Source organism: Streptomyces sp. NPDC045287 (assembly GCF_056432325.1).
In genome coordinates this window covers 136,995-150,760 of record NZ_JBWKJG010000007.1, presented here as the reverse complement: position 1 = coordinate 150,760, position 13,766 = coordinate 136,995, and the positions used below count along the sequence as shown (strand labels likewise).

General features: G+C 74.9%; 10 protein-coding genes. 3 read left to right on the top strand and 7 right to left on the bottom strand.

Going from position 1 to position 13,766, the window contains the following annotated elements; translation table 11 throughout:
- Positions 1-62 precede the first annotated feature (62 nt).
- Positions 63-1,469: an MFS transporter gene (locus tag AC07D6_RS14195; protein ID WP_479044250.1), complete on the bottom strand. Its 1,407-nt coding sequence runs from the start codon at positions 1,467-1,469 to the stop codon at positions 63-65.
- A gap of 278 nt (positions 1,470-1,747) precedes the next feature.
- On the opposite strand from AC07D6_RS14195, the gene AC07D6_RS14190 reads away from it, so the two are divergent.
- Entirely contained in the window at positions 1,748-2,668 is a 921-nt protein-coding gene (locus tag AC07D6_RS14190) for a DUF3027 domain-containing protein (RefSeq protein ID WP_315877139.1), read from the top strand.
- A gap of 428 nt (positions 2,669-3,096) precedes the next feature.
- Here AC07D6_RS14190 and AC07D6_RS14185 read toward each other — a convergent pair whose 3' ends face one another.
- From AC07D6_RS14185 to AC07D6_RS14175, 3 genes are all read right to left on the bottom strand, one after another.
- Positions 3,097-4,320 (bottom strand): hypothetical protein, encoded by a 1,224-nt coding sequence (locus AC07D6_RS14185; protein WP_479044246.1) that lies wholly within the window; start codon positions 4,318-4,320, stop codon positions 3,097-3,099.
- 27 nt (positions 4,321-4,347) lie between these two features.
- Positions 4,348-5,043: an RNA polymerase sigma factor gene (locus AC07D6_RS14180; RefSeq protein WP_315877137.1), complete on the bottom strand. Its 696-nt coding sequence runs from the start codon at positions 5,041-5,043 to the stop codon at positions 4,348-4,350.
- A gap of 117 nt (positions 5,044-5,160) precedes the next feature.
- The gene (locus AC07D6_RS14175; RefSeq protein ID WP_479044242.1) at positions 5,161-6,921 is read right to left on the bottom strand and encodes an LAETG motif-containing sortase-dependent surface protein; all 1,761 of its coding nucleotides are present in this window, start codon (positions 6,919-6,921) and stop codon (positions 5,161-5,163) included.
- A gap of 274 nt (positions 6,922-7,195) precedes the next feature.
- On the opposite strand from AC07D6_RS14175, the gene AC07D6_RS14170 reads away from it, so the two are divergent.
- The gene (locus tag AC07D6_RS14170) at positions 7,196-10,303 is read left to right on the top strand and encodes a sacsin N-terminal ATP-binding-like domain-containing protein (RefSeq protein ID WP_479044239.1); all 3,108 of its coding nucleotides are present in this window, start codon (positions 7,196-7,198) and stop codon (positions 10,301-10,303) included.
- A gap of 324 nt (positions 10,304-10,627) precedes the next feature.
- Here AC07D6_RS14170 and AC07D6_RS14165 read toward each other — a convergent pair whose 3' ends face one another.
- The 3 genes from AC07D6_RS14165 to AC07D6_RS14155 all read right to left on the bottom strand — a co-directional run bounded on the left by AC07D6_RS14165 (position 10,628) and on the right by AC07D6_RS14155 (position 12,154).
- Entirely contained in the window at positions 10,628-11,350 is a 723-nt protein-coding gene (locus tag AC07D6_RS14165; protein WP_479044236.1) for a cation efflux transmembrane domain-containing protein, read from the bottom strand.
- The gene (locus tag AC07D6_RS14160) at positions 11,350-11,685 is read right to left on the bottom strand and encodes an ArsR/SmtB family transcription factor (RefSeq protein WP_479044234.1); all 336 of its coding nucleotides are present in this window, start codon (positions 11,683-11,685) and stop codon (positions 11,350-11,352) included. The genes AC07D6_RS14165 and AC07D6_RS14160 overlap by 1 nt, the downstream gene beginning before the upstream one ends.
- Before the next feature lie 271 nt (positions 11,686-11,956).
- Positions 11,957-12,154: a hypothetical protein gene (locus tag AC07D6_RS14155; protein ID WP_315877132.1), complete on the bottom strand. Its 198-nt coding sequence runs from the start codon at positions 12,152-12,154 to the stop codon at positions 11,957-11,959.
- Positions 12,155-12,458: 304 nt separating this feature from the next.
- Between AC07D6_RS14155 and AC07D6_RS14150 the strand changes: the two genes are divergently transcribed.
- Complete coding sequence (locus tag AC07D6_RS14150) at positions 12,459-13,709, top strand: helix-turn-helix domain-containing protein (RefSeq protein WP_479044231.1); 1,251 nt, start codon at positions 12,459-12,461, stop codon at positions 13,707-13,709.
- Positions 13,710-13,766: the final 57 nt, after the last annotated feature.

Below are 13,766 nucleotides of genomic sequence, written 5' to 3'. Positions count from 1 at the left end.
GGCGAAGGCTATCGGTCCCGGCGGCCACAGGCGCATGGGGGGCTCGCGCGACGCGCGCACGCTCATTCCGCGCGCCGGGAGTTCCGCGTGACGCGCGGCCGGCCGGGCGCCCCTCCCCCGTGCCGCGCCGCGCCGAGGAGGCCGCGTCCGGCGACGGCGACCCCGGTGGCGAGGATGGCCGCCGCCACGGACATCCCGAGCGTGCCGTTGAGCGGCAGGACGATGCCGACGGCGCCGCCGACCACCCACGCCATCTGCAGCAGCGTCTCGGAGCGGGCGAAGGCGGACGTGCGGACGGCCTCCGGCACGTCCCGCTGGATCAGGGCGTCGAGGGACAGCTTCGCCAGGGCCTGCGCCAGTCCCGCGACCGCGCCCAGCAGGGCGACGAGCAGCCCGCCGAAGAAGACCGCCGCCACGACCGTCGCGGCCAGCACCAGCACCAGCATCGTGGCGATGATCGCCTCGGGGGCGCGGTCCCGGAGCCAGGCGCCGACCGCCGTGCCGCAGGCGTTGCCCGCGCCGGCCGCCACGCCGACGACGGCGAGGGAGACGGCGGCGCTCTGCCCGCCGATCGGGTGGACCCGCAGCAGGAACGCCAGGAAGAAGATCAGGAACCCGGACAGTCCGCGCAGCGCCGCGTTGGCCTGGAGGGCGTGCAGGACGGCCGGGCCGACCGTGCGCAGGCTGGGCCTGCGCTCACCGTGGGTGAGCATGTGCGCCTTGCCCTCGCCCTTCGCGGAGTCCACCGCGGGGGGCAGGCGGAACGCCAGGACCGTGCCCGCCGCGAACAGCGCGCACGCCCCGTACAGCGGCCACTCCGGCCCGATCCGGTGCAGGCCGACCGCGACGGGCCCGGCCGCGCCGGTGGCGAGGAGCCCCGCGAGGGTGACGCGCGAGTTCGCCTTCACGAGGGAGAAGCGGGGCGGCAGCAGCCGCGGGACGACGGCCGAACGGACCACGCCGTACGCCTTGGAGGCGACGAGCACGCCGAGCGCCTCCGGGTACAGCTCCAGGCCGCCCGTGGCGACCGCACCCGACAGGGCGAGCGCGAGGAGGGCGCGGACGAGCATGGCGCCCGCCATCGCCGCGCGCCGGCCGTGCGGCACGTGGTCGAGGAGCGGGCCGATGACGGGGGCGAGGAGCACGAACGGGGCGAGCGTGATGGCGAGGTACAGGGCGACCCGGCCGCGCGCCTCGTCGGTCGGCACGGAGAAGAACACCGTCGACGCGAGCGCCACGGTGATCATCACGTCGCCCGCGCCGTTCACGGCGTGCAGCTCGATCAGCTTGCCGAGGCCGGACTCCCCGGCGCCCTGCGCGTGAGTGGCGCGGCGGATGCCGCGGGCGGTGGACGTGAACGGCAGGTGGGCGGCGCGGGCGAGGCGCCGGCGCACCGCGCGGAGCCGTCCAGCGCGCCCGTACCCTCCGGCGCGCTGCGACGGTTTCCGGGACCACCGCGCGGATGCCACCACGTCATAGTGCCCCACCTCTCCCCTTTACAACGGGTTACTTGGGGCGGCCATGTGGGCGGCGGGCTGCGGAAGGGGTAGCGTGCGTAGCGCGCCACCGGCGGAAAAGGTCTCGGCCACGCGTCTCTTCGCCATCCCTCAGAATGGATGGCATGAGGTGTGCCCGAGCACGTCGGGCGCGGACGTCGATGCGGTCCCCGGGTCCGCTCCGTCCGCCGCCCGTGCAGTCGCGCATCGGCCGGCGCACCTGTGAGACGGCGTAGGAGAGAAGCGAACCTGTGAGTGCTGCGACGACGCGAAGCCGTGCCCGGCGTGCCCCCGCCCTGGACCGCCTGTGCGCCGAGGCGGTGGACCTCGCCCGGGAAGCCGCCGAAGAGGCGGCGGCGCCCGGCGTCGTCGGCGCGTACGTGGAGGCGGTGGCCGAGGGCGACCGGGTCGTCACCCACTTCTTCGAGTGCGCCGAGCCCGGGTACCGGGGCTGGCGCTGGGCGGTGACGGTCGCCCGCGCGTCGCGCGCGAAGAACGTCACGCTCGACGAGACGGTCCTGCTGCCGGGCCCGGACGCGCTGCTGGCACCCGAGTGGGTGCCGTGGAGCGAACGGCTGCGGCCCGGCGACATGGGCCCGGGCGACCTGCTGCCGACCGAGGCGGACGACCTGCGTCTGGAGCCGGGGTACTCCGGGGAGGACGAGCCGCCGCCGGTCTCCGCCGTGTCGGAGGAGATGACGGACCGGGCCGACGCGGAGGACGCCGAGTTCGTGTCGCGCACGCCGTCGCGGGGCACGATCGCGGCCGTCGCGAACGAGCTGGGCATGCGGCGCGCGCGGGTGCTGTCCCGGTACGGGCTGCACGTGGCGGCGGACCGCTGGGAGGAGGCGTTCGGGGCGAAGACCCCGATGGCCCAGGCGGCGCCGGCCTCGTGCGTGTCCTGCGGGTTCCTGGTGGCGATCGGCGGGTCGCTCGGACAGGCGTTCGGGGTGTGCGCGAACGAGTTCTCGCCCGCGGACGGCCGGGTCGTGTCGCTGGACTACGGGTGCGGCGGGCACTCGGAGGCGGCGGTCATGCCGAAGCCGCCGCGCCCCGCGGAGCCCGTCCTGGACTCGATGGCGGCCGACGAGTTCCCCCTGCACCGCACTCCGTCCCCGGGTTCCGTCCCGACGGCCCCGGACCCGGCCTCCGAGGACCTGGGCCACTCGTAGGCACCCTCCGCCGGGCCCGTGCCCCCTGCGCGGGCGGAGCGGGCCTGGCCTGGCCTGGCTGAGCCTGTGGACGGGCCTGCGCCCCCTGGTGGGTCGGGCCCGGTCCTGACTGAGCCTGCGGGCCGGCCTTGGCTGAACCTGTGCCCCTGTGGGCCGGGCCTGCTCCCCCTGCGGGGCGGGCCGGGCCTGGCTGAGCCCGTACCCCCTGCGGGCCGGGCCTGCGGGCCGCACCTGCGCCCCACGGGCGGGCCGGGCCTGCGCCCCTGCGGGCGGGGCGCCTGCCCCGGCGCCTTTCCCGGGCCAGGTCCCGGGCCCGCGCCCCCGCGGGTGGACCGGGCCGCGTACGTCTCGTACGTCTCGTACGCCGCGTACGCCGAAGGGCCACACCGTGGCGTACGGCGTGGCCCTTCGGCGGGTGCGGCGGGCGGTCAGCCCTTGAGGTCGAGCGTTTCGCCGCCGGCGTCGCTGAAGACGTCGATCCGCAGCCGGGTGACGCCCTCCGGGAAGGACTCCCCGAGCGAGACGCGCACCTCGTGGACGCGCTCCTGCCCGTCGCCGAGCGCCTCGGCGTCGGGGCCGGTGAGCCGGGCCTCGACGCCGGACGAGCCGGTCGAGCCCACGGCCCGCCAGTCGCCGCCGTCGAGCAGTGACACGCTGACGTCCCCCGGCCGGAGCGCGCCGGACCCGCCGTCGACGGTGACGGTGAGCATGTCGGTCGTGTTCTCGGCGGGCCGCCCGAGCGTGTTGTAGACGGTCGCGAGGAACGTCGTCCCGTCGCCACCGGTGCGCAGGACGGTGGTCTCCCCCATGTCCCCGTAGACGATCGTGACCGTACGCGACGGGGGCGTGGACTCCTGTTCGGCCGATGGTGGGGGCGCTCCGCCGACGGGCGCGGACGGTGGCGTGGTCGTGGTGCCGACCTTCGCGGGCGGGCTCGTGCTCGTGGAGGCGGTGGCGCCGGGCCGGGCGCTCGGGGTGGCGCTGGGCGACGGGGTGAGCGACGGCGGGGCGGACACCTGGGCGGGCGGAGTACCGGCGACGCCCGCCTGGTCGTGGCCCTGGAGCAGCGACACGGCGGCCGTCCCCACCAGGGCCACGGAGGCCACCGAGGCGGCGAGGGCCAGCACGAGCGGCCCCCGGCCGCGCGCCGCCCAGTTCGGGGCGGGCGGGCTGGCCGGACGCAGCGAGTGGTGGGTGAGCTGCCCGGCGCGGGCCGCGAGGGCGCGGACGAGCAGGTCCTCCGTCGCGGTGAGGTCACGGCGGTCACCGGCACCGTACGGGTCGTCGGCACCGTACGGGTCGTCGGCGGGGCGGAAGGCGCCGTACGGACCAGACGGGCGCCGGTCGGGATCGTACGGGCCGGTGGCGAACCGATCGGGGTCGTACGGGCCCGTGGTGAACCGATCGGGGTCGTACGGGCCCGTGGTGAACCGATCGGGGTCGTACGGGCCCGTGGCGGACCGATCAGGGTCGTACGGGCCGGCCGGGGGCTGATCGGGGACGTCCGGGCCGATGGCGGACCGATCGGGGCCCTGCGGGCCGACCGGGCGCCGGTCAGGGGCATCCGGGCCGGTGGCGGGCCGATCGGGGTCCTGCGGGCCGGCCGGGGGCCGGTCGGGGTCCTGCGGGCCGTGGTCACGTGGGCCGTTCATCGTGCGGTCCTCCTCTCCTCGGCTCGGTCAGCCGTTGTCCTGGGCCTTCATGGCCCGTTCCAGCGCGTCCAGGGCGCGGCTGGCGGTGGACTTCACCGCCCCGCGCGACAGTCCGAGCGTCTCGGCTATCTGGGCCTCGCTCAGGTCGGACCAGTAGCGCAGGACGAGCACCTCGCGCTGGCGGGGGGTGAGGCCCTGGAGCGCGTCGAGCACCCGGCGGTGTTCGTCGCTGAGCAGGGCCTGGTCCTCGGCCGACGCGGCGTCCGCCTCGTGCGGCGGCACGTAGGCGCGGGCGGTCCTGCGGCGGCGCAGTACGGAACGGGCCGTGTTCACCACGGACGTGCGCAGGTAGCCCAGCGCGTTGTCCACGTCGTCCAGCCGTTCGCCGTGCCGCTTGTACAGCGCGACGAACGCGTCCTGGACCACGTCCTCCGCGGTCGACTGGTCGTCGACCAGGAGGACCGCCATCCGCACCAGCGACAGCCGGTGCGAGTGGTAGAGCTCGGTGACCGTGGGCCGGGCCTGCCCCGGTGCCCCGGCCGGCCCGGCGGCCGGGTCCTGCCGCCGGGCGGTCCGCTCGCGCCCGCCGCCCAGCAGCCGGAAGCGGGGGCGCGCAGGCCGTGCCGCGCTGTCCTCCGCCTCCGGGCCCGCGGACAGGGAGCGGAGCAGTCGCCGCCAGATCCCGGACAGGGACGGCACGGGGGCGACAAGGGCCGTGTTCATGGTGTCGGGTCCTCCGGAGCCACACAGGGTTCGTGCTGCAGCGTCCGGTGATCCCCACCCCCGTGACCTTCAGCCCCCGCAGGCTACTCGACATGATCACTGGTGGGACGGGACGGGTCAGGCGGCCCGGCGGCGGGCGATGAACAGGGCGGCGGCGCCGCCCGCCACCAGCAGGCCGGTGGCCCCGACCAGCAGGGGGGTGCTGTCGGTGCTGCCCGTCTTGGCCATCTCGCCGGCCGGGGTGGTCGCGGAGGGCGAGGCGCCCGTGCCGGCCGGGGCGGCCGTGCCGGTACCGGTGCCCGTGCCGGGTGCGGCGGACGGCGACGCGGTGCCGCCACCGGCCGGGGTGCCCGTACCCGTACCGGTGCCGGTGCCCGTGCCGGTGCCCGTGCCCGTGCCGGTGCCGGTGGAGTTGTTGAGCGTGAACGGCAGGCGCTTGCGGGTCGAGGTGAGCTCCGCGCGGGCCTCCAGGTCGACGAAGAAGGACTTCGCCTTCATCTGGGGCGTGGCCACGATCCGCAGCCGGTAGGTGGCGCTCGCGCCGGGGGCGAGCTTCGGCTGGGTCGGGGTGATCACGGCCTTCAGGTGGCCGCCCTCGTCGGAGGTGGTCAGCTCGGAGGGGAACCAGGTCCGCGGGGTGATCGCGTACTGCTCGACGCGGATCTCGCCGGCCGTCATGCGGCGCTTGACGTCCTGGTCGGTGATCTCCATCAGGACGTGCATGCGCTGGGAGATGTTGCCCTTGTTGGTGACGGTGGCGGTGAACTCCTTGGCGACGCCCTTGTCGATGCGGGTGATCCCGTCGGCGCCCCTCACGGCGATGGCGAGCTCGCGGCTGACGTCCGGGTCGTTCGTGTCCGGGGTGCCGTGCTCGACGCCGTACGTGAAGGAGGCCAGGCCGTTGCCCGCGAAGAACGTGAAGGTGCCCTTCTCGGCCTTGCCCGGGTAGTACTTCGTCGCCGCGAGGCGGAGCTGGTACGTGCGGGACTGGCCGTTCTTGAGCGGGCCCTGGTCCAGGTCGCCGGTCACGACCTGGTCCTGCTTGCCGAGCCGGACGGGGACCCAGGCGCCGGCGGAGGTGCGGCGCTCCACCTTGACGTGCTCGGGGTCGAGGTCGACGCCCTCGCCGTCGATGAAGAAGTAGTCGTTCGGGTTCAGGTCCCGGCCGGTCCGGTTGGTGACCGTGGCGGTGAACGGGACGGCCTTGCCGCCGGTGTCCAGGACGGGGCGGCCGTTCAGTCCGCCGAAGGTGACCTCCGCGTCGTGGGCGGTGATGTGGCGCGGGATGCCGAAGCCGACCGACTTCGCGCCGGTGCCGTCCGCGTACCCGGCGACGGAGACCTCGCCCATGGTGACGGACTCCGGGACGGACCGGTCGACGGTGACCTGGAACTGGCCCCACACCGTGTCGCCCGGCTTGACGTCGCCCATCGGGAAGGTGCCCTGGAGGGCGCCGCCGGCCCCCTGGGTGAGGGTCAGCGGCTGCCAGGAGCCGTTGGTGCGGTAGCGGACGGTCACCTTGGAGGGGTCGGCGGGCACGGCCTCCAGGGCGGCGTTGACGTGCTTGCCGTAGGCGACCGTGAAGCGGCCGGTGGCGTTCTTGACCGTCTCGGTGGAGCGGTTGGTGACGTGGCCGCGGAAGTTGTTCGGCTCGCCGAGGACGAACGGGGCGTCCGCCTTGTCGACATCGGTGACGACCAGGGCCTGCGCGGTGGTGGCCGCGGTGGTGGCGGCCGGGTGGGCGGCGGCCGGGGTGGCGGTGACGGCGACCGGCGTGACGACGGTCAGCAGCACGGCGGCGGCGGAGACGACCGAGCGGACGGAGGCGACCGAGCGGACGGAGCGGCGGGCAATACGGGACGAAAGGTGCTTCTGCATGACGGAGTTCCCCCCAGGGAGTACACGGCCTTGGTTGACGGTCGGCTTTGCTCGGCTCCCGTCCCGGTCCCCCCGGTCCCGTCGGCCGTATCGCTGCCTTCACTGGGATAGACGTGCGGCCCCCCCGGGGGTTGCAGGTGACTTCAAAAGTTTTTTGGGAACTTTCTCGTGACCCCTGTGCACCCCCGTTGACCTGGGCGTTCAGGGGGACGGGGGAGTGCGCGGTACCTTCGGCCGCAGACCGGTTCGTACGTCGAGGAGAGCGGAGCACATCGTGAGCGTGAGGGCGACGGCGGCGGGCGAGGGCACCGACCCGTTCGGGACCGCGCGGCTGCGGCGCGGAGTGCTCGACGCGTGGGGTGCCGGTCCCGCGCGGTTCCGGGAGGACGCCAACGCGGAGGAGGAACTGAGCCTCGGCGGCTACCGCGACCGGCTGGTCGTCGAGCTGGCGCAGAACGCCGCCGACGCCGCCGCCCGCGCCGGGGTGCCGGGCCGCCTGCGGCTCACCCTGCACCCGGCCGACGCGGACGGCCCGGCCGTGCTCGCCGCGGCCAACACGGGCGCGCCGCTGGACGCGACGGGCGTCGAGTCGCTGTCCACGCTCCGCGCGTCCGCCAAACGGGAGGGCCACGAGGGCGCGGTCGGCCGGTTCGGCGTCGGTTTCGCCGCGGTCCTCGCGGTGAGCGACGAGCCGGCGGTCATCGGCCGGCACGGCGGCGTGCGCTGGTCCCTCGCGGAGGCCCGCGACATGGCCGCCGACGCCGCGATGGCCAGCCCCGGCCTGGGCGACGAGCTGCGCCGCCGCGACGGCCACGTGCCGCTGCTGCGGCTGCCGATGCCCGCCGAGGGCGCACCGCCCGCCGGGTACGACACGGTGGTCGTCCTCCCGCTGCGCGACGCCGCGGCCGTGGACCTGGTGGAGCGGCTCCTCGCCGGCGTCGGGGACGCGCTGCTCCTCACCCTGCCGGGGCTCGCGGAGATCGTCGTGGAGACGCCGTCCGGCACGCGCACGCTCACGCGCAGCCGGGACGAGGAGTACACGGTCGTCGACGACTCCGCGCGCGGCACGACCCGCTGGCGAACCGTCACCCGTACCGGCCCGATCCCGCCGGAGCTGCTGAAGGACCGCCCCGTCGAGGAGCGGCTGCGCCCCCACTGGTCGGTCACCTGGGCCGTCCCGGCCGACGCGGAGGGCGCGCCCGCGCACCCGGGCACGGCGCCCGTCGTCCACGCGCCGACGCCGACCGACGAGCCGCTGACCGTGCCGGCGCTGCTCATCGCGTCGTTCCCGCTGGACTCCACGCGCCGCCACCCGGCGCCCGGCCCGCTCACCGACTTCGTGGTGGCCCGCGCGGCCGAGGCGTACGCCGACCTGCTCGCCTCCTGGCGGCCCGTGTCGACCGGCACGATCGACCTCGTGCCGGGCCCGCTCGGCAAGGGCGTCCTGGACGGCGCGATCCGCGGGGCGATCCTGGAGCTCCTCCCCCGCGTCCCGTTCCTCGCCCCGGCGGCGCCGTCCGAGGAGCTGACGGCGCTGCGCCCGTTCGAGGCGGAAGTCGTCGAAGGCGCCGGCGACCGGACCGTACGGGTGCTCGCGGAGGTGCTGCCGACGCTGCTGCCCGCCGGTCTGGAGCGCCGCGCGGAGCTGCGCGCGCTGGGCGTGGCGCGGCTGTCGCTCGGGGAGGCGATCGACCGGCTGGCGGGGGTGGAGCGGGCACCCGAGTGGTGGCACCGGCTGTACGACTCGCTGGCGGGCGTCGACCCGGACCGGCTGACCGGCCTGCCGGTGCCACTCGCGGACAACCGCACCACGATCGGCCCCCGCCAGGTCCTCCTGCCGCTGCCGGACACCCCGACGGACCTGGCCCGGCTCGGGCTGAAGGTCGCCCACCCGGACGCGGCGCACCCGATCCTGGAGAAGCTGGGCGCCCTCCCGGCGACCCCCCGCGCGGTGCTGACGACCCCGCAGGTGCGGGCGGCGGTCGCGGCGTCGCTGGACGCGGACGAGGTGTGGGACGAGAACGGCATGGACGCCGAGGAGCTGGCGGAGACCGTCCTGGCGCTGGTGCGGGACGCGGGCCTGGAGCCGGGCGACGAGCCGTGGCTGGGCGCGCTGGCGCTGCCCGACGAGGACGGGGAGCCGGCCCCGGCCGGCGAGCTGGTCCTGCCGGGCAGCCCGTTCGCCTCGGTGATGCGGGAGGGCGAGCTGGCGCTGTGCGACGCGGAGCTGGCGGCCCGCTGGGGCGAGCAGCCGCTCGCGGCGTGCGGGGTGCTGGCCGACTTCGCGCTCGTACGGGCGACGGACGTGGTGCTGGACCCGGACGAGCTGGAGCCGCGCGACTCCGACTACGCCGAGCCCGACGACGTGGGCCTGCTGGACGCGGTGGACGTGTGGTGCGAGGACGTGCTGGACCGGTTGCCGGAGACTCCGGTGCCGCCGGTCGCCACGGAGATCGTCGCCGTACGGGACCTGGACCTGGTCGACGACGACGCGTGGCCGCGGGCGCTGGCGCTGCTGTCGCGACCGCCGCTGCGGGACGCGCTGACGCAGCCGGTGCGGGTGCTGCTGCCGGACGGGACGACGGAGACGGTCCGCCCGTACACGGCGTGGTGGCTGCGCGACCACCCGGTCCTGGACGGCCGCCGCCCGGCGGGCCTGCGCGCGGCGGGCGCCGACCCGCTGCTGGAGGGGCTGTACGAGTCGGTGGACACGACCGGCTTTGACGACGCGCAGGTGTTGCGGGCGCTGGGCGTCCGCACGTCGGTCGTGTCCCTGCTGGACGAGCCGGGCGGCGCGGCGGAGCTGCTGGGGCGGCTCGCGGACCCGGACCGGGAGGTGACGGGCGCGCAGTTGCACGGGCTGTACTCGGCGCTGGCGGAGCTGGACCCGGAGCAGGTGACGCTCCCGGACGAGCTGCGGGCCGTGGTGGACGGCGAGGTGCGGGTGGTGGACGCGGCGGACGCGGTGGTGGCGGACGCGCCGGACCTGCTGCCGCTGACGGCCGGGCTGCCGCTGCTGCCGGTGGCGCCGTCGCGGGCGGCGGACCTGGCGGAACTGCTCCAGGTGCGGCGGCTGAGCGAGGCCGTGGTGGCGGAGGTGACGACGGAGGGCGAGGAGCACGAGGTGCCGGCGTCGGTGCGCGCGCTGCTGGGCCCGGCGGCCCCGGCGGCGTACGTGGAGCACGGGGAGCTGGTGGCCGGCGGGGTGGAGCTGGACTGGCGGATCACGCCGGACGGGACGCTGCACGCGGCGACGCTGGAGGGCGTGGCGGCGGGGCTGGCCTGGGCGGCGGGGCAGTGGCCGCGCCGGTTCGAGGTGGCGGCGCTGCTGGAGGACCCGTCGCGGACGGAGGAGCTGGCCCGGGACCGCTGGTTCGACTGACGGGCCCCGCCCCGGCACGCGCGGTCCCGGTCCGTACGATCCCGGTCCGTACGATCCCCGCCGGGCCGGGCCCCACCGCCGGAGCGGCCCTCGACGGGCCGGGCCCCACCGGCGGGACGGGCCGTGCCGCGGTCGTCGTCGCGGTCGTCGCCACCGCCGCCGTCACCGCCGCCGTCACCGCGGCGTACCCCCTTGCCCCGTGACAGGGAGCCTGGATCGATTGACAGTGAAGTCGGACCGCTGCCGACACCGTCAGGTTGAGCGGGCGGCGGAGGACCCCGGCGGTGCGATCGCCGGGGCCCTCCGCGTTCGACGGGCTTCGGGTCAGTTGCAGCAGTCGCAGCCGGGGCGGCAACCGCACGAGTCCCCTCCGACGCTGGTGGAGGACGCTGCCGCGGCGGCCGGGGTGGCGCAGCAGCCCTTGCCCTGCCAGGCGTCGCGGCCTTCCTTGACCGCGATGGCGGCGATGACCAGGGCCGCGATCGGGTCGGCCCAGGACCAGCCGAGGGTGGCGTTGAGGACCAGGCCGACCAGGAGGACGGCGGACAGGTACGTGCACAGGAGCGTCTGCTTGGAGTCGGCGACCGCCGAGGCCGATCCGAGCTCGCGTCCGGCGCGGCGCTGGGCGGCGGACAGGAACGGCATGACCGCCAGCGACAGGGCGGCGATGACGATGCCCGGGACCGACCGCTCCGCCTCCCCGGTGCCGGCCAGAGCGCGGACGGCGTCGACGGTGACGTACGCGGCGAGCGCGAAGAACGACACCGCGATGATCCGCAGGGTGCGCTGCTCGCGCGCCTCGCGGACGGCGTGGTCGGAGGCGGAGAACTGCCAGGCGACCGCGGCGGCGGAGGAGACCTCGATGACCGAGTCGAGTCCGAAGCCGATCAGCGCGGTGGAGGAGGCGATCGTCCCGGCGGTGATCGCGACGACCGCCTCGATCACGTTGTACGTGATGGTGGCCGCGACCAGCAGCCGTATCCGCTTGGCGAGGACGTCGCGGCGGGTCGGGGAGGGGCCTGTGCCGATGGATATCTCCACGGTCATCAGCAGCAGCCCTTCTCGTCCGCGTCCGCACACGTCTTGTCGGCTTCAACGGCGACCACGGCGGTGCGCAGGTCGTCCAGCGCGTGCCCGAGACGTTCGTCGGCGAGCTCGTAGCGAGTGCGCCGGCCCACCGGCACTGCGACGACAAGGCCGCAGTCGCGCAGGCACGCCAGGTGGTTCGACAGCCGGGTCCGGGAGATCTCCAGGGCGTCGGCCAAGTCGGCGGGGTGGGCCGGGGCCTCGCGCAGGGCGAGGAGGATCCGGCAGCGGATCGGGTCGGCGAGGGCACGGCCGAACCGCGCCAGCACCTCGATGTCGGCAGCGAGAGTCAGCACGCCCACGACAGTACACGGATAGCTGAATTCACCAAAGCCTGGACTGTTGGGATCCTCTGCCGCCTTCGCAACGGTCCGACTTCGATGGCGATCGATCCAGGTTCCCGGTCACAGGACAACCCTCGTACCGCGCCGAACAGCGGCTCACCGCCCCAGGGACGCGGTGGGCCACGCGGACCGGGCCGTCGACGGCCCGCCCCTACCACGCGCCCCTGATGACGAACGCGCCCCTGCCCTCCCCGGAACGGCGGGGAGGGCAGGGGCGCGTTCCTCATGCCCGGGGCCGGTCGGGCTCGGGCCCCGGGTAGTCGGGGTCGTCCTCGGCGGACGGCAGGGTGTTGCTGCCCTCCCGCCAGGAGTTGACCCACCCGCAGGCCCCGCAGGCGTACCGGCCGTTCAGTCCGGCGATCCGCAGGCCGCACTGGCGGCATTCTGTCGTCGTGATCTCGGGCGTCACAGGTGCGCTCATCTCAGGCTCCTGGTCCGGTGGCCGCCTCGTCGCCATCGCCGGAGCCTACCCGGGCCGAGTCGGACGCGGTCGCCGACCAGCCGCACGTCTGGCTGCACACCCACCCGGAACCCTGCTGGAGCGCGGGCGCGCCGCATCGCTGGCAGTTCACGGGGCCTCCTCTCGGTCGTCGGGCATGGCTACCCACCCGGACCGGCGCCGACTCCCGACCGGGCCCCCTCGCCTCACCGGATGCCCACCCGCGGCCCTGCCCTGCCGCCCGGACCCGCCTTACCCTGGCAGTCCGCACACCGATGGGGGCACGATGAGTAAATCGGAGCACATCGGACAGCGCATCCGCGAAGTCCGCGAGATCAGGGGCATGACGGCTCGGCAGCTCGCCGCGAAGATCAGCGTGAGCCCGAGAGCGATCCAGAGGTACGAACGCGGGGAGTGCGTCCCCCCGCCCGGCGTCATCGCCCATCTCGCCCGCGCACTCCGCGTCGGCCCGGACCGGCTCACCGGCCAGCCCTATTGGGACGGAGCTGAGGCGTCCGAACAGGTGCAGGGTGTCGTTCCGGATCTCCGGCAGATCCTGCTGACGTACGACGACCCTGACGATCTCCTTGTCGAAGCCCGCCCGTTGTCCGTCCTCACCGCCGAGATGGCCCGCATCTCGGAGATGCGCAGGGACGGCACGTACGTCACCATGGGGCCGCTGCTGCCTGGCGTGGTGTCCGAACTGACCCACGTGGCGTTGGCCGGTGGCGCCGCAACCTCTCTCAGCGGCGCGAAGCAGCAGCGCGAGGCATTCCACCAACTGGCGCTCGCGTACCGTGCCGTCAACAGCCTCGCGCACAAGCTGGGTTACCACGATCTCAGCCTGTCAGCCGTGGAGCGGGTGCACTGGGCGGCCGACCGCAGCGGCGACGGACTCCTCCAGGTGACCGCCGCGTACCTCAAGGCCGGCGCCCTGGTGCGCATGGGCAGCTACGGCTCGGGGCGCCGGCTACTGGAAGGACTGCTGGGCGAGGTCGAACGGATGGCACCCGAGCATGCTCTGACCGATGCGCACATGGCAGTCACGGGGGCCCTCCTCTTGAAACTGGCGATTCTGGAGGCGCGCGACGGTGACGAGGTCCGGGCGTGGTCGCGGTTGACCGAGGCGAGGGAGTGGGCAGAGCGGCTGGGACGCGACATGCTCGTTCTTGAGACCTCGTTCGGGCCCAGCAACGTAAGGATCCACGAGGCAGCCGTTCTGATCGACCAGGGCGACACGGAGAGGGCCCTGGCGAAGGTGCGGGAATGGGGACAGGAACAGAGCCTGGATGAGTGGGAGCTGCCCGTTGGCCTGGCGAAAGAGCGGGCGAGTCACCACCACATCGACATCGCGGCAGCACGGCTTTCCGAGGGCGACCAGACTGGGGCCTACCGCGACCTGGTGAAGGCGCGTGCGTTGTCCCCGAATCACGTTCGGTTCCACCCGACGGTGCGGTCGACCGCAGCCACCCTGGTACGACTGGACCGGCACCAGAATGACGCCTACGCGGAATTCGCGCGCTGGGCCGGCGTCTGACCGCCAAGCGGTCACGGCTCGACGTGGAGACCCTTCGACCCGCTCCGTGCTCTGCCT